This is a genomic window from Chitinimonas sp. (genome assembly GCF_041904975.1).
In the GTDB taxonomy this organism is placed as follows: domain Bacteria; phylum Pseudomonadota; class Gammaproteobacteria; order Burkholderiales; family Chitinimonadaceae; genus Chitinimonas.
Genome location: NZ_JAYRLZ010000001.1, coordinates 39049 through 55045, shown reverse-complemented (window position 1 = coordinate 55045; position 15997 = coordinate 39049). Strand labels below are relative to the sequence as shown.

Annotated in this window: 15 protein-coding genes; 8 read left to right on the top strand and 7 right to left on the bottom strand. The window is 61.4% G+C overall.

Features of this window, described 5'->3' with window-relative positions; all coding sequences use genetic code 11:
* Both ACE3OH_RS00220 and tyrS read right to left on the bottom strand, forming a co-directional pair.
* On the bottom strand, window positions 1-1024 hold a 1024-nt coding region (locus ACE3OH_RS00220), incomplete at its 3' end, for a hypothetical protein (protein WP_374346980.1).
* A gap of 182 nt (window positions 1025-1206) precedes the next feature.
* On the bottom strand, window positions 1207-2484 hold the full coding sequence (gene tyrS, locus ACE3OH_RS00215; RefSeq protein WP_374346978.1) for a tyrosine--tRNA ligase: 1278 nt from the start codon (window positions 2482-2484) through the stop codon (window positions 1207-1209).
* 226 nt (window positions 2485-2710) lie between these two features.
* Between tyrS and ACE3OH_RS00210 the strand changes: the two genes are divergently transcribed.
* Entirely contained in the window at window positions 2711-3823 is a 1113-nt protein-coding gene (locus ACE3OH_RS00210; protein ID WP_374346976.1) for an anhydro-N-acetylmuramic acid kinase, read from the top strand.
* A gap of 147 nt (window positions 3824-3970) precedes the next feature.
* Window positions 3971-4468: an RDD family protein gene (locus ACE3OH_RS00205; RefSeq protein ID WP_374346974.1), complete on the top strand. Its 498-nt coding sequence runs from the start codon at window positions 3971-3973 to the stop codon at window positions 4466-4468.
* Window positions 4469-4530: 62 nt separating this feature from the next.
* On the opposite strand, the gene ccoS is transcribed toward ACE3OH_RS00205, so the two are convergent.
* The 4 genes from ccoS to ACE3OH_RS00185 all read right to left on the bottom strand — a co-directional run bounded on the left by ccoS (window position 4531) and on the right by ACE3OH_RS00185 (window position 9733).
* Window positions 4531-4686 carry a cbb3-type cytochrome oxidase assembly protein CcoS gene (gene ccoS, locus ACE3OH_RS00200; RefSeq protein ID WP_374346972.1) on the bottom strand — a complete coding sequence of 52 codons (156 nt, stop codon included), beginning with the start codon at window positions 4684-4686 and terminating at the stop codon, window positions 4531-4533.
* Window positions 4687-4690: 4 nt separating this feature from the next.
* The gene (locus tag ACE3OH_RS00195; RefSeq protein ID WP_374346970.1) at window positions 4691-7138 is read right to left on the bottom strand and encodes a heavy metal translocating P-type ATPase; all 2448 of its coding nucleotides are present in this window, start codon (window positions 7136-7138) and stop codon (window positions 4691-4693) included.
* Between the two features lie 210 nt (window positions 7139-7348).
* The gene (locus ACE3OH_RS00190) at window positions 7349-7813 is read right to left on the bottom strand and encodes a YiiD C-terminal domain-containing protein (RefSeq protein WP_374346968.1); all 465 of its coding nucleotides are present in this window, start codon (window positions 7811-7813) and stop codon (window positions 7349-7351) included.
* Between the two features lie 99 nt (window positions 7814-7912).
* Window positions 7913-9733, bottom strand: a complete 1821-nt coding sequence (locus ACE3OH_RS00185; protein WP_374346966.1) for a hypothetical protein — start codon at window positions 9731-9733, stop codon at window positions 7913-7915.
* A 535-nt stretch (window positions 9734-10268) separates the two neighbouring features.
* Here ACE3OH_RS00185 and ACE3OH_RS00180 point away from each other — a divergent pair.
* The 4 genes from ACE3OH_RS00180 to ACE3OH_RS00165 all read left to right on the top strand — a co-directional run bounded on the left by ACE3OH_RS00180 (window position 10269) and on the right by ACE3OH_RS00165 (window position 14119).
* Window positions 10269-10718 (top strand): peroxiredoxin, encoded by a 450-nt coding sequence (locus tag ACE3OH_RS00180; protein ID WP_374346964.1) that lies wholly within the window; start codon window positions 10269-10271, stop codon window positions 10716-10718.
* 70 nt (window positions 10719-10788) lie between these two features.
* The gene (locus ACE3OH_RS00175; protein WP_374346961.1) at window positions 10789-12210 is read left to right on the top strand and encodes a PhoH family protein; all 1422 of its coding nucleotides are present in this window, start codon (window positions 10789-10791) and stop codon (window positions 12208-12210) included.
* 134 nt (window positions 12211-12344) lie between these two features.
* On the top strand, window positions 12345-13106 hold the full coding sequence (locus ACE3OH_RS00170) for a ParA family protein (RefSeq protein WP_374346959.1): 762 nt from the start codon (window positions 12345-12347) through the stop codon (window positions 13104-13106).
* Between the two features lie 74 nt (window positions 13107-13180).
* Window positions 13181-14119, top strand: a complete 939-nt coding sequence (locus ACE3OH_RS00165) for a tetratricopeptide repeat protein (protein WP_374346957.1) — start codon at window positions 13181-13183, stop codon at window positions 14117-14119.
* Here ACE3OH_RS00165 and ACE3OH_RS00160 read toward each other — a convergent pair.
* Window positions 14116-14730 (bottom strand): NUDIX domain-containing protein, encoded by a 615-nt coding sequence (locus tag ACE3OH_RS00160; RefSeq protein ID WP_374346955.1) that lies wholly within the window; start codon window positions 14728-14730, stop codon window positions 14116-14118. The genes ACE3OH_RS00165 and ACE3OH_RS00160 overlap by 4 nt on opposite strands.
* Window positions 14731-14825: 95 nt before the next feature.
* On the opposite strand from ACE3OH_RS00160, the gene ACE3OH_RS00155 reads away from it, so the two are divergent.
* Complete coding sequence (locus tag ACE3OH_RS00155; protein WP_374346953.1) at window positions 14826-15575, top strand: DeoR/GlpR family DNA-binding transcription regulator; 750 nt, start codon at window positions 14826-14828, stop codon at window positions 15573-15575.
* 73 nt (window positions 15576-15648) lie between these two features.
* Window positions 15649-15987: a hypothetical protein gene (locus ACE3OH_RS00150; protein ID WP_374346951.1), complete on the top strand. Its 339-nt coding sequence runs from the start codon at window positions 15649-15651 to the stop codon at window positions 15985-15987.
* Window positions 15988-15997 lie beyond the last annotated feature (10 nt).

Below are 15997 nucleotides of genomic sequence, written 5' to 3'. Positions count from 1 at the left end.
TATCCGGCTTGTGCAAGTCCAGCGCCAGCAACTTGCCGCGCGGTGCATCCTTGAACGACAACAGATAGAGCGTGTCGCCATGCATCCAGGCGTGGTGCACACCATCGGCCGGTGTCACCACCTGCTGCCACGGCGTGGCAACGCCATTCAACTTGGCCAGCGGCGCAATGTAGAAAGAATGCTCCTTGGCATCGCCATGCTCGACGGTGGCCAGCACATAGTGGGAGCGCGCCGACAGCTGCACCGATGGAATATCCGGGTCGGCAAACGGCCGGGCCGGGTCCAGACCATAGCCGAACAGCGGCTGATCCTTGTCTGCCGGCTCGCCTACCGTATGCATCCACACCGCGCTCTTGTTGTAACGCTCGCGCTGGCCCTTGGCATCGGGCGCCGGCAGGCGGTTGTAGAAGAAACGCTTGCCATCGGCCTGCCAGCCGATACCGCGCTCGTTCAGACCGGTGCGATCAATGCGCTCGCTCAGCCACTTGCGCGCCTTCAGGTCATAAATGCGCAATTCGCTGTCTTCCGAGCCGCCTTGCGACACCCCTACCGCAATCAGCTGGCCATTCGGCGCTGGCGCATACCAGTCGATGGCATAGTGGGCGCCAGTGCTGGCCAGGGTATCGGGGTCCAGCAGCAGCTGCTCGCTACCATCGGCCTCACGCACATACAGACGACGGCCATTGCGGCCCGGTTCGGTCTTCAGATAAAAGGCGCGCTGCCCCGCCATGCTCATGCCGGCCACCGAAGTGCTGGCATTGCTAAGCTCGGTAAGACGCGCAGCCAGAGCGGCACGGCCCGGAATGGAGGCCAGGGTTTCACCTGCGAAATCGGCCTGAGCCTTCAGCCAGGTTTTGAACTCGCTGCTCTGCATATCTTCCAGCCAGCGATACGGGTCAACGATCTGGGTGCCGAACAGGGTTTCGGTCACCGGCTTGACCGGGGTGGCCGGCAGGCTGGCTGCGACGGCGCCGTGCGCCAGCAGGGTGATACCCAGGGCGAGCGCAATGGGAGAGCGAGTCATGCTGAGTCCTTGTGAGAAATGCAAAACAATGAAATACCGCCGGTTTTGCCAGGCAGGCGCAAATCCAAATGCGTGAAGTTGCGCACCGACACAGTCTTTCTCTGTGGTCTCAGTGCGCTCGGTGATCTCTGCGTCTACAGACTTGATGTTGAATAGCTTTTCAAGCGCGAGCCGATCAAAGCCTAGGCCTGCCAGCTGATCAGGCCATAGTTTTTCTTGCCGCGCTTGAGCAGGGTAAAGCGGCCAAAGCGGCGTTCGGACTCATCGAACTGGTGTTCGATGGATTCGACCTTGACGCCATTGATGCTGACCGCGCCGCTCTGGATAAAGGTGCGCGCCTCGGACTTGGATTTAGCCAGATTGGCCGCCACCAGCGCATCAATCAGGCTGCTTGCCGCCACATCGAGCACCACGCCGGGCATGCCATCTTGCGCCAGTTGCTCGAAGTCCGATTCGGTCAGGCTGTCGATGCTGTCGCTGAACAGGCTGTGTGAAATACGTTGCGCCGCCTCCACTGCCCCGGCGCCATGCACGATGGCCGTCACCTGCTCAGCCAGGATGCGCTGCGCTTCGGGCTTTTTGCCGCTTTCCTTGTCGCTCGCTTCGATGGCGGCGATGTCGGCCGGGCTCAAGAAGCTGAAGTAGTTGAGGAATTTGTAGACATCGGCATCGGCCGTATTCAGCCAGAACTGGTAGAAGGCGTAGGGCGAGGTTTTTTTCGCATCGAGCCAGATGGTGCCGGTTTCGGTCTTGCCGAATTTGCTGCCATCGGCCTTGGTGACCAGCGGCAGGGTGAGGCCGAAAACCTGTTGCTGGTTCAGGCGACGGGTCAGGTCAGTCCCGGCGGTGATATTGCCCCACTGGTCGGAGCCACCGATCTGCAGGCGGCAAGCATGGCGGCGGTTCAGTTCGGTGAAGTCATAGCCCTGCAGTAGCGCGTAAGAAAACTCGGTATAGGAAATGCCCTGGTCCTCGCGGGCAATACGCTGCTGCACCGCTTCTTTCTTGATCATGGCGTTCACCGAAAAGTGCTTGCCGATATCGCGCAAGAATTCCAGTGCACCCATGCCGCCGAACCAGTCATGGTTATTGGCCATGATCGCGGCGCTGGCGCCGTCAAAGCTGAGGTAAGGCTCCACCTGGGTGCGGATCTTTGCCACCCAGCCTTCGATCACATCCACGGTATTGAGCTTGCGCTCGGCTGCCTTGAAGCTCGGGTCACCGATCATGCCGGTGGCGCCGCCCACCAGGGCAATCGGCTTGTGGCCGGCATTCTGGAAACGCTTGAGCGTGAGCAAGGGCACCAACGAGCCGATATGCAGGCTGTCGGCGGTCGGATCGAAACCGCAATACAGGGTCACCGACTCCTGGCTCAGCAATGTATCGAGCGCGGCAGCATCGGTCACTTGTGCGATCAAGCCACGGGCGTGCAGGTCTTGGAGTAGGGGCGACTGGTACATGGAAGTTCCTGGCAACAAGGTTGAGCCGGCAGCAGCTAAGGCATGCCGGCCGTCAAAGCTGGCGATTTTAGCGTAAATCGTTGCCAGCCCCGCAGCCTGTGTTGAGGTTTTGCCGCGCTCGCCGGCATGGCATTCACAAAACCCGACCGGCAATCGGCCAGTGCATGACTTGCAGCGATCCTGCCCAGGCACTAGGCTTGCTGCCATTGTATCCAGGCATGCGCCCATGCTCCCTTCTGCCTCGCACTCCCCCTACTATATCGGCCTGATGTCCGGCACCAGCCTCGACGGCATCGATGCAGCACTGCTGGACTTCAGCGGCGCCAAGCCAAAGCTGCTCGCCACTGCCCTGCTGCCATTTTCCGACGAACTGCTCAGCCGCTTGCTCGCCCTGCAATCGTCAGGCAGCGACGAGTTGGCTACTGCCGCGCTGGCCGGCAATCAGCTGGCGCAGCATTACGCGCAGGCGGTAGCGGCGGTATTGCAGCTGGCAGGCCTCGCGCCTTCGCAGATCGCGGCAATCGGCATGCATGGCCAGACCGTGCGCCACCGGCCCGAGCTGGGCTACACCCTGCAGATCGGCAATGCCGCGCTATTGGCCGAGCTGACCGGCATTAGCGTGGTCAGCGATTTTCGCTCGCGCGATGTGGCGGCCGGAGGCCAGGGTGCGCCCTTGGTGCCGGCGTTTCATCAAGGTGTATTTGGCGGCGCTACTCACCGCGCCATCGTCAATATCGGCGGTATTGCCAATCTCACCGATCTGCCGCCGCATGGCCCGGTGCGTGGCTGGGATACCGGGCCGGGCAATGTGCTGATGGATGGCTGGATCAAGCGCTGCCGCGGCGAGCGCTACGACTTCGACGGTGCTTGGGCCGCCAGCGGCCAGGTCAATGCCGACTTGCTGGCGGCCCTGCTCGAAGAGCCCTATTTCAACCTTGCCCCGCCCAAGAGCACCGGTCGCGATCTATTCGATATGGCCTGGCTGGACCGCATCCTGCACAAGTGGCCTACCCTGCCTCCAGCCGATGTGCAAGCCACCCTGCTGGCGTTTACCGTGCACAGCATCGTCAGCGAAGTGCGCCACGAAACCGAGGCCAGCGAAATCTATATCTGCGGCGGCGGTGCCCGCAACGGCAGCCTGATGCGGCAACTGGCGCTGGCGCTGGCGCCGCGCCCGGTACTGAGCACCGAGGTGCTCGGCCTGCACCCGGACTGGGTAGAAGCCGTTGCCTTCGCCTGGCTGGCGCGGCAATGCCTGCTGGGCGAACCGGGCAACCTGCCGGAAGTGACCGGCGCGCGCGGCAAGCGGGTGCTGGGCGCGATTCATCAAGCAGGCTGATGCACAAGGGCTTGCGGCTATGACAATGGCAAAAGTACATTGGGTAAGCCATGATGCAGGCGCTACTATCCCCGCCGGTTCTGGCTGGCCGATCTGCCGGCCGCAAGCCATGCTGATTCATTCAACTGCAGTTCCAGGGAGAACACCATGAGTGACAACAACATCTATGCGGCACCCGAAGCAAAGCTCGTCAACGAAGCCGGCAGCAGCAACACAGCCTCACGCTGGAAGCGGCTGTGGGCGTCCTTGATCGACACCATCACCATTGCGGTGATTACCGTACCGGTTGGCTTTTTCATTGGCGCGTTCAACGGCATCACTACCGGCCAACAGCCCGGCCTGCTCACGTCGTTAGCCCTGGCACTGCTTGGCCTGATCGTGTTCTTTGCCATCAATTACAACTTTCTGGTCAAAAACGGCCAGACCGTCGGCAAAAAAGTACTGGGAATCAAGATTGTCGGCATCAATGGCGAGCCAGTGACGTTCCAGCAGCACCTGATCAAACGCTATGCTGCGTTTATGCTGCCTGGCCAGATTCCCCTGATCGGCCCGCTGATCAATCTGGTGAACATCCTGTTTATTTTCGGCAAGGAAGCCCGCTGCGGGCATGACCATATTGCCGGCACCAAGGTAGTGGACTGTTAAGCTCGTTCCAGCCCCGGCCCCAGCTGGCTGTAGCCGCCATCGCCAACCGGCCGATGGCGGTCTTACTCACCAGCCACCGAGTCGTCATCCTGCAAGATCCGGTGCGCCGGCCCTTCCAGATCATCGAACTGACCAGAGCGAGTCGACCACCAGAACAAGGCGCCGCCGGCAAAGGCGATCAACACCGAGAGCGGAATCAATAAATAAAGGCTTTCCATCTCGCTATTGTCCCGTGTTTTTGCGTGGCGCCGCCAGTCGCAGCGCATTGAGCACCACCAGCAGCGAGCTGGCCGCCATACCCAGGCTGGCCAGCCATGGCGTTACCCAGCCGGCCAGGGCCAGCGGCAGGGCAAACGCATTGTAGGCGAGCGCCCACCAAAGATTCTGCCGGATCACCGCGCGGGTCTTGCGTGCCAGCTGCAGGCCGGTGGCCAGCGTATCAAGCGGGCCGACCAAGACCAGATCACCGGCTGCCTGTGCCGACTCGGCGCCACCACCCACCGCCACCGATACCGCTGCGGCGGCCAGCACCGGCGCATCGTTCACACCATCGCCCACCATCATCACCGTCGCCCCGCCTGCCTGCAGCGCCTGGACATAGGCCAGCTTGTCTTCGGGCAAGGCGCCGGCGCGGGCATGACTGATGCCGAGCGCATCGGCCACTGCCGCCACCGGCCCCTGCGCATCACCGCTGAGCACATGCACGGTGAGACCCGCCTCGTGCATGGTTTTCACCAGGCTGGCTGCCTCTGGCTTGATGCTATCGCCCAGCGCGAAACCGGCCAGCCAGGCTTGCTCACTGACCAGCCACACCACCGTATCCGCCGCGCGCCAGCTTGCCTGCTGTACTGGTCGCTCGGCGCGGCACTGGCTAGCCACGAAGTCAGCCTTGCCCAGCCAGTAACGCTGTCCATCCACTTCGGCCGACACGCCACCGCCGGGCTGGTTGCGAAACGCACTGGCCAACGGCAACGGCGTGCCGGCGTCAGCACGCAGGGCTAGGGCCAGCGGGTGCTCACTGGCGCCCTCCAGCGCTGCTGCCATCCGGTGCGCGCTTGCCGCATCACCGAGCAAAGGCAAGATTTCCAGCAGCTGCAGCCGACCTTCGGTGAGGGTGCCGGTCTTGTCGAACACCACATCGCTGGCACTGGCCAGGGTTTCCAGCGCATGGCCACGGGTCAGCAGCAAACCGGCCCGTGCCAGATTGCCGGTGGCGGCGGTCAGGGCGGCCGGGGTGGCCAGCGACAAGGCGCAGGGGCAGGAGATCACCAGTACCGCGATAGTAATGGGCAAGGCATGGGCCGGATCATGCTGGTGCCAGAACAACCAGCCAGCGGCCGCCACCAGCAGCAGGATGGCGACAAACCAGCCCGCCACCCGGTCGGCCAGCTGCGCCAGCTGCGGCTTTTCGGCCAGCGCGCGGTCGAGCAGGCGCACGATGGCCGCCAGGCGGGTTTCCTGACCGAGGCGCGCCACCTTGATCAAGAGCGGCGCATCGAGGTTGACCGAGCCGCCTATCACCGCATCGTCCACCCGCTTGGCAATCGGTCGCGCCTCACCGGTGAGCAGTGCCTCATCGGCATGGCCCTCGCCTTCGAGCACCGTACCATCGGCCGGAAAGCTCTCGCCCGGCTTGACCAGCAGCACATCGCCCAGCGCCAGCCGCGCCACCGGCGTCGCCACCGCTTCGCGCGATTGCGGCCAGCCGTCGATACGATGGGCAAAGGCCGGCACCAGTTTGATCAGCGATTCGGCCGCCTCGCCGGCGCGGCGCCGCGCCATGCCTTCGAGAAAACGCCCGCCCAGCAACAAGAACACGAACATCGATACCGAGTCGAAATACACCTCGCCCTGCCCGGTGATGGTGGCATGCACACTGGCGATAAACGCCGCCCATACACCGATCACTACCGGCGTATCCATGCCTACCCTGCCCCGCCGCAGATCGCGCCAGGCGCCTACATGAAACGGCTGGCAGGAATACACCAGCACCGGCAAAGTCAGCACCAGGCTGGCCCAGCGCATCAGGCGCAGCATATCGGCACTGATCGCGTCACCAGCCAGATACACCGGCACCACATACATCATCACCTGCATCATCGACAGACCGGCAATCCACAAGCGGTTGATCGCCGCCTTGCGCTCGCGCTGCTGCAGCGCATCTTGCCGGCCAGGATCGTAAGGATGGGCGCGGTAGCCGATGGCCGCCACCGCCGCCAGGATCGTCGACAGGCTGATACGGGTATTGTCCCAGCGCACGCGCGCGCGATGAGTGGTGTAGTTGATGCTGGCCTCCAGCACGCCGGGCAGGCTCAGCAGATGCCGCTCGTTCAACCAGATGCAGGCCGCGCAGCTGATGCCCTCCAGTAGCAGGGCCGCTTCGCGTTCCTGCCCCGGCTCCACCTTCACAAAGCTGGCCTGCACTTCGGGCGCGTCGTAAACCGCCAATTGTTCAAGCAAGGCATCGGGCATGGGCTCGGCACGGGTGGGCCGGCTTTCGCGGCTAACGTAATAGCCATCGAGCCCGGCCGCGATAATGGTATCGGCCACCGCCTTGCACCCGGCACAACAGGCGGCCTCGGTCTGCCCGCGATAGCTCACCGGAAAGCGCGGCGCGCGGTCTGCCTCGGCTACCGGCAGACCGCAATGGAAACAGGATTCAAAAGACATAGTTGCAAGGGTAAGCGAAAAGAGGCGCAGCGGGCTTGATACGGATCAGGCCGGGCCAGCTTTGACGATCAAGCACACTGGCCACACCGGGCCCTGATTCAACACGGCAGATCGCTGGCGGCAGGCGCGGTGGATGGCCAGAACACACCCATATGCCCGGCTGCGGGCCGACCGCTGCGCGCCAGCTGTGAATGCCTGAGCAGCGATGCTTCACAGCTGAGTTCGACGTGCGACAAATTCCCCATCAAAGCGGGCGCAGACTTCCCCCTGGCAGCAGACCGCAGCGGTCAAAGGCAGGCGGGCAAGACCTGCACGGGCAAACAAGCGGACAAAGCGCGCGAGCGTAGCAGGATCTGGCAAATCCACCAGCGCGGAAAAGTCCGCATTGATAGGCAGCAAGTAATGCAGCTGACCGCGCTGCACCACAATTTCCACCGCCTCGCCCACGTCGGCAATATCTAGCTGACGACGCACCTCCACCCAGCCGGCGAGCGTGGCAAGCGTCGCCACACTGCCGCCAAAGCCGGTGCCTTTGTCGTTGTGGTTAAGGTGAAGCGGTACTTTCAAACGCACCCGGCCATCACCTTCCACCTGCGCGCCGACGCCCATTGCCGCAGTCAGGGGAATGCTGCCATGAAGCAAGCCAGACCAGTCTCTTTGCGCAATGTGTTCCATGCTTGCCACCCAGATACCCTCGGCCAAGTGAATAGAAAACAGCCCCGCCATGGCGGGGCTGTTGCCAAATATGTTGCTTTATAACGGCTGGGGGCTTGCTCAGTCTATGGTGTAAACCTGCGCAAAGCGCTGGGCCAGCATCATTTCGTAGACCGAAACGCCATAGCCCACCATCACCCGCACACCGCTCAGGCCGCGTACATCGGCGTTGTCCAGCAATGGTACCTGCACGCTGCTGCCAAGCACGCCGGCATATGCTGGCGGCTGATTGGTGCCGGCAAAAGGCGCCCAGCCCTTGCCGTCATAGCCCCACCACTGGTCGTTGACCACAGCAACCACATAGACATTGCCATTGCTGCCCACCTGGCTGGCTGGTGGCTGTACCACGGCTGCCAGGGTGAGGTTGTCGCCCTGCCGGCTGCTGATTGCCGAAAATGGGCCTGCCGGCATGACATTGACCGAAACATTGGCACTGGCCGTCGTGCCATCCTGATCCTTCACCTCTAGCCGGAACACCAGCGTCTCAGCCACCGCAATATTGGGTGCGGTAAAGCTGGCAATCGCAGCCGCCGGGTTTTGCAGGTTTACCGGCGTACCCGACAGTTGCGTCCACAAATAAGCTGCCAATGCCGCACCGCTGGCACTGCGCGAAGCCTGGCCATCCAGTTTCACCGGCTTGCCGGCTTGCACGGTCTGAGTCGGGCCGGCATTGGCGACGATGGTACTGCCGGATGCGTAGTTGATGCGGACCTTGCCACGCAGGGCGGCACTGGTATTGCCATCGCAGTATTGTTCGAAGTCCAGCGCCAGGCGGCTCAGCGTGTCGCCGCTATACGCAATGTCCAGCACCTTGAAACTACCCGTGAGCGTTTTGCAATTGCGGCCATCGCCCGAGACATCCAGCCCATTGGCGTTGTCATTGAAGGGATAGCGGCTTGCATTGGTGTAGTTGCCAACGGTCAGGGCTGTTTTGCTGCCATTGACAAAATCAAGCGCCCAGCTGGTCTCGCCATTGAGCGTCAGACTGACGCCATTGCCGACATTCTTGCTTACCTTGAAGTCAAAATTTTCCGGCAGCAAGGTCTGGGTTTTGCCTTGCCCGATCAAGTCGCCTGCATCACTGCTCAGGCTGACATAGGTTTGCGGGTCCGCCTTGCTGGCCACATGAATACGGACCGTCTGGTCAGGGTTCTGCATCGATGTGGTGCCGGCCGACCATTCCACGCTAAGGCTGAATTGCAGGTCCTCACCACCTTTGCCTACCGGCGGCGCGACAAAGCTTGCCTGGCCGCTTCCATTGTCGAGCATGACAACCGGAGTACCGGAAATCTGCTTCCAGCTTGCCGCCGACAGCATCCCGCCAAGGCCGAATGACTCATCGGCAGTCAATGCCACCTGGCCACCCTCGATCACATTGACCGGCGACGCCAGCGCGATGCTGTAAAACACCGGCGCGTCATAAGCGACACTGCTGTTGAAACGGATCGCGCCACGCAGAGCCGCCTTGTCACCTTCGCAATGCTGGATGAAGTCGGCTGCCAGCTTGCTGAAATCACCGCTGGAATCGTATTCGACTTCGAGCACGACAAAAGAGCCGGTCAGGTTGACACAGCTACGCCCGGCGCCCGCAACGTCGAGCCCGGGATTTTTCGGGCCGGCAAAAGCGGCGCGCCGCGCAAGCGGGTAGCTGCCCTTGCTCAGTTTCGCTCCAGCAGGTCCGGAAAAGGCGACGCTCCACGCATCACTGCCGTTTACCGAAAGGTAATTGCTGAAAGCCTGAAACGTGTAAGCCGGCTCGGCAAGCGTCAGCTGCTTGCCACCACCGATATAGTCACCCGCATCACTGCTCAAATACAGCACATTGGCTGCATGCACCTTGGCTGCAAGCAACAGGAAAGCCATCAATAACCAGCGCTTCATCATTCGATTCCATCAGCGGCTAGCAGCCATTGCTCACGCACTGCATCGCCAGGTTTACCACTGCGGCCATCCGCTACAGCGAACGCAAACTGCAACGGATGCCACAGGCATAGCCGCCGATTCTAGCGCGAATTCACCTTTAATTCATGCATTTAGCATATCCACGTAAGTCAGTGCTCGAACCATGCCGGCGTGCTCGCACACCGCTTTGGCTGCAATGGTAAGCAATCAAGCGGGTCCGGTGGCGGTCAAGCGATTTTCCTGAAAGGCGGTTTCAGCAAATCGAAGCCACCCCAAAAGACATCGAACACATTTGGTGCCGGCCGATTGGCCTTCGCCGGTGCTTGGCGGCCGGAAACCGTACAATGCGATGCATTCAAGCAACTCGCGCCGTTTTCACAACACCCCGCCTTGCCGCAAGCACAATCAAAACAAGCACTTCGCTACTGTCACGTATTTGTCACCGGACAAATGCAGCGTAGGCGCTTGTGGCCCCCAGCGAATTTCACCAGAATCGACTCAAACCGGAGACACCATGAGCGCAGTAGCCACGCTTTCCCTGCCGATGACCGGCAACCAGACCTTCGACACCGCCGCACTGATCGGCACCCCGTATGTGCTGTACTTCTACCCCAAGGACAGCACACCCGGCTGCACCACCGAAAGTGGTGACTTCCGCGATCACCATGCGGCCTTTGCAGCAGCCGGCGTCAAGGTATTCGGTGTCAGCCGCGACAGCCTTAAATCACATGAAAACTTCAAGGCCAAGCTGGAGATGCCGTTCGAGCTGGTGTCCGACCCCGAAGAAGTGCTGTGCGAAGCATTCGGGGTAATGAAGATGAAGAATATGTATGGCAAGCAGGTGCGCGGTATCGAGCGCTCCACCTTTGTGATCGACAAGACGGGCCAGATCGTGCAGGAGTGGCGCGGGGTGAAGGTTCCCGGCCATGTCGAAGCGGTGCTGGCCTTTGTGCAAGCGATGTAAGCCCTGAACGCCTGTCCGAACGACGGGCGTTTTGCTGTGTAATCCGCCCTCAACAGCCCGAAGGAAGCCCATGGCCGCCGCAGCCCGCAAAGCCCCCGCTACCAAGAAAATCGCAACCAAGCTGTTTGTGCTGGATACCAATGTGCTGATGCACGACCCCACCAGCCTGTTCCGCTTTGAAGAGCACGACGTCTGCCTGCCGATGGTGACATTGGAAGAACTCGACGGGCACAAGAAAGGCATGAGCGAAGTGGCGCGAAATGCCCGCCAGGCCAGCCGCTTCCTTGACGATATCGTCAGTGGCAAGGAAGGCGAGATCATCAAGGGCGTATCGCTGAAAGAGCCCTCCAAGGGCATGGCGACCGGCAATCTGTTCTTGCAGACCCAGGCCACCCGCATCGAATTGCCGGCCGATCTGCCGGTCGGCAAGGCCGATAACCAGATTCTTACCGTGGTGATGCAGCTGGCCCAGCAGCACCCCAAGCGCGATGTGGTGCTGGTGTCCAAAGACATCAATATGCGCATCAAGGCGCGTGCGCTGGGCCTGTCGGCCGAGGACTACTTTAACGACCAGGTGCTGGAAGACACCGACCTGCTCTACACCGGCGTGCGCGAAATCGACCAGACGTTCTGGGACAAGAACGGCAAGGACATGAAGAGCTGGCAGGAAGGCGGGCGCGCCCTCTACCAGCTCAAGGGCCCCGATTGCAGCGCACTGCTGCAAAACCAGATGATCTGGCAAGAAGGCGCCAAGCCTTTCCTCGCCATGGTGAAATCGGTCGAGGGCAAGACGGCGGTGCTGGAGTCGATCAAGGATTACAGCCACCCCAAGAACGCCATCTGGGGCATTACCGCCCGCAATCGCGAGCAGAACTTTGCCATCAATCTATTGATGAACCCGGACATCGACTTCATTACCCTGCTCGGCCAGGCCGGCACCGGCAAGACCTTGCTGACCCTGGCATCGGCGCTGATGCTGACCCTGGAGGAAAAGCGCTATACCGAAATCATCATGACCCGTGTCACCGTGCCGGTAGGCGAGGACATCGGCTTTCTGCCCGGCACCGAAGAGGAAAAGATGGCGCCATGGATGGGCGCGCTGGAGGACAACCTCGATGTGCTGAACCAGACCGATGGTGAATCGGGCGAGTGGGGCCGCGCTGCCACCCGCGACCTGATCCGCTCGCGCATCAAGATCAAATCGCTGAACTTCATGCGCGGCCGCACCTTCCTGAACAAATTCCTCATTATCGACGAGGCGCAAAACCTCACCCCGAAGCAGATGAAGACCCTGATCACCCGTGCCGGCCCCGGTACCAAGGTGGTATGCCTGGGCAATATCGCGCAGATCGATACGCCCTACCTGACCGAGGGCAGCTCGGGCCTCACCTATGTGGTTGATCGTTTCAAGGGCTGGGCACACTCCGGCCATATCACCTTGCAACGTGGCGAGCGCTCGCGTCTGGCCGATCACGCCGCCGAAGTGTTGTAGCGATTGCCCACTGCGCTGTCCATCCCGGTGGCGGACAGCGCAGCGGCACTTGGCGTGCGCCAAGTGATGCGCTTGTGGTTTTGCAAGCGCATCTGCCCGGCTACACTGCCAGTCTATTCACCCGAAAGCCGCACATGACCGTCGTTGCCGTTTTCAATCAGAAAGGTGGCGTGGGCAAGACCACCACCACCGCCAATCTGGCCGCTGCCATGGCCAAGAACGGCCTGGAACCCCTGGTGATCGATCTGGACCCGCAGGCACATCTGACGGCGCTGTCCGGCCTGAATCCACGCGCAGATCGCACCGTCTACAGTTTTTTCCAGTCCGGCACTGCCCTGTCCGAACTGGTGCACCGGCTCGACAATGGCGTCAACCTGATTCCCTCGCATATGGAATTGTCGCGGGTGGACATGATGCTGACGCAAAACCGCCACGACCTGCGCCGCCTGAAAAAAGCGATGAGCGACGAGATGCTGGCCGAGGGCGCCACCGTGCTGATCGACTGCTGCCCGATGCTGGGGGTGTTGTCCTTGTCGGCCCTGATGGCCGCTACCTGTGTGCTGGTGCCGGTCACCGCCGAATACCTGGCCATGAACGGCGCCCAGCAACTCGACCAGACCCTGAAGGGCCTGACCAGCCGCGGCCTGCATCGTCCGAAAAAAGTATTCATCAACCGCTATCAACGCGGCCACCCGACTTCCGAAAAAGTGGCGCAAGAGCTCAAGCGCCGCTATGGTCGCGATTTCTGCCGTACCCGGGTATGCGAGAGCCAGAGCGTGCTGGAAGGCATAGGCAGCAACCAGGATGTATTCACCTTTGCGCCCGACTCCGAAGGCGCCGAGGATTTCAGCTATCTGCTCGATGAACTGGTGGAAACCGGCTTTATCCGGGCGTAGCGCACGTTTGCAATGGCCTGACGCCAGCTACCGGCTACTACCTGAATATCCCAAGTGAACCTGTGTCACCACTGATGTCGTCTTTTTGCCCTACCCAACTGCGCCGCATCTGGCCTGCCCTGGCCAGCCTGCTGCTAGGCGCGCTGACCCTCAATGCAAATGCACTGGATGTGCAGGCCTTGTGGGATTTCGAGCGGCCTGAGCTATCGGAGCAACGTTTTCGCGATGCACTGCGCCGCCCCGATATCGATGGCATTGCCGAAGCCGAGCTGCTGAGCCAGCTGGCACGGGCACAGGGCATGCAGGGCCAGTTCGATCTGGCCAGCCGGACACTGGATCAAGTCCAGGCGCGCCTTGCCATCCTTCCCCCGGCATCCAGCGTCAGCTATTCGCTGGAGCGCGGCCGTCTGGCGCAACAGCAAGGCGATGGCAAGCGGGCATGGCGCTGGTATCACAGCGCCTTGCTGCTGGCACAAAAGCACCAGCTCGACATGGCCAGTATCGACGCCATGCGCATGCTGGCCCTGAGCAGCAGCGGCAAGATCGCGCTGGACTGGTATCTGAAAGCGCTGGCCCTGGCCGAACGCGGCAATTCGGCACAGGCCATCGCCTGGCAACCGATGTTTTACAACAATATTGGCTGGCTCTATGTCGAGCTGAAGGACACCACGCGGGCGCTGGACTACCTGCGCAAGGCGCAAGCCTGGCAGGAGAAACGCGGCGATCAGAAATCGGTGCTGGTGGCGCGCTGGGGCGTCGGGCGGGTATTGCGCCTGAGCAAGCAAGTGGACGCCGCCCTCGATATCCAGCTGACCCTGGAGCAGGACTGGAAGCGGCTCAGGGAAGAGGACGGCTATGTGTATGAGGAAATTGCCGAATGCCTGCTGGCGCAGGGGCGCGACGAGGAAGCGGCGCTCTATTTCGCCAAGGCCTATCGGGTACTGAGCCAGGACCCGTGGCTGCAAAGGCAGGACGCCGCACGCATCGCGCGCATGCGCCAGCTATCTGGCTAAGCCGCCGGTTGCCGCTGCGATCGCAAGCAGTCGGGAAACAAGTGCAAGGCGGCATATTGCAGCAGCATGATGGTCTTGCCATCCATGATTTCGCCACGGGCTATCATGGCCAACGCCTCCTCAATGGCCAATTCCAGCGTTTCGATATCCTCGCCTTCCTCGACCAGCCCGCCACCAGCCCCTCGCCGCTCGCTTTCCGTGTATTCGGCCATAAAGAAGTGCAGCTTTTCGGTGACCGAGCCAGGGCTCATGAAGGCCTCGAACACCTTATGCACGGTGCCGAGGTGATAGCCGGTTTCTTCCTCGACTTCAGCACGGATACGTGCCTCCGGGGTAGCGTTGTCCAGCAAGCCGGCCGGGGTCTCGATCAGCATGCCGTCGTGCTCATTGAGATAGGCCGGCAGCCGGAACTGGCGGATCAGCACCACAGTGCGGCGCGCCAGGTTGTACAGCAAGATGGTGGCGCCATTGCCTCGGTCGTACACCTCGCGGCATACGCGCTGCCAGCTGCCATCGCTGCGCTGGATATCGATGGTGGCCTTGCGCAATAGATACCAGTTGTCCGACAGCACTTCCATCTTGGCAATCTGTACTTCTGCGGCTTTTCGCATGTTTTCCCCTGAAAGCTGACAATATTGGCAATGAATGGCAAGCCAATTCATGCTATCGTGCAGTCTCGTGCAATATCAAGCAATTTCGTGAATCCATGCTGACCGAACAGAGAAAAGCGCAGATCCTCGCCAGCCTGCAACAAGACGGCCAAGTCGTCGCCAAGGCGCTCAGTGCACGCTTTGGCGTGTCGGAAGACACCATACGGCGCGATTTGCGCGAACTGGCGGCCGAAGGATTGCTGCAAAGAGTGCACGGCGGCGCCCTGCCCGTCTCCCTGGCCGATGCCAGCCTGGCAAAGCGCCAGGACATTGCCATCGCCGGCAAGCACGCGGTAGCTGCCGCAGCAGCAGCCATGGTCAGCGATGGTCAGGTGGTCATGATCGACGGCGGCACGACTGCCATGCTGATGGCGCACTATCTGCCGAACACCCTGGCAGCCACCGTTGTCACGCACAGCCCGCATATCGCCGTCGCACTGCAGCACCATCTTGAAGTGGAAGTGATCCTGATCGGCGGACGCCTGTTCAAGCACTCGATGGTTACGGTCGGCGCTGCGGCGACGGATGCCATCAGCCATATCCGTGCCGATACCTTCTTTATGGGAGTGACCGGCGTGCACGCCAGTGCCGGGCTCAGCACCGGCGATCTGGAAGAGGCCTATATCAAGCGCGCCCTGGCGGCGCAGGCAGCCGAAACGGTCGTACTTGCCTCGGCCGAAAAGCTGCACGTCGCCTCGCGTTACAAGATCGGCGATATCGGCATGGCCAGCAGCATCATCGTCGATGGCGACGGCAGCGACCTCGGCGCGCTCAAATCGGCAGGTGTCGACATCGTGCATGCCTAGTTCCGTTCACCTGCTGACAGGACGCTGTCAGCAGTGCTGGCCCAGCATGGAGGCCCCTACTACGGAGCTATCCATGACTAATCACCTCCCGTGCGCCCCATCCTCGCCACTGCTTGCCTTCGGCGGCATGGAGCTAGGCACGTTCCGACTCAAGCCGCAGGTCAGCGAAGCACAGATGCTGGCTGCTGCCAGGCAAATGGAAGAAGCATTTCTCAACAACCAGCCCGGACTGCTGGCACATGCCATCTTGAAAGGTGCCGACGGGGTCTATATCGACCTGGCCCTTGCCGATTCCCAGGCGCGCGCCGAAGAAATCTGCAGCAAATGGCTGGAAGATGCCCATGCTCTGGCTTTCCTCGACATGATCGACCCGGAGTCGGTGCTGATGCAGTTCTTCAGCAGGCTGCGCTAAGCCGCCAAGC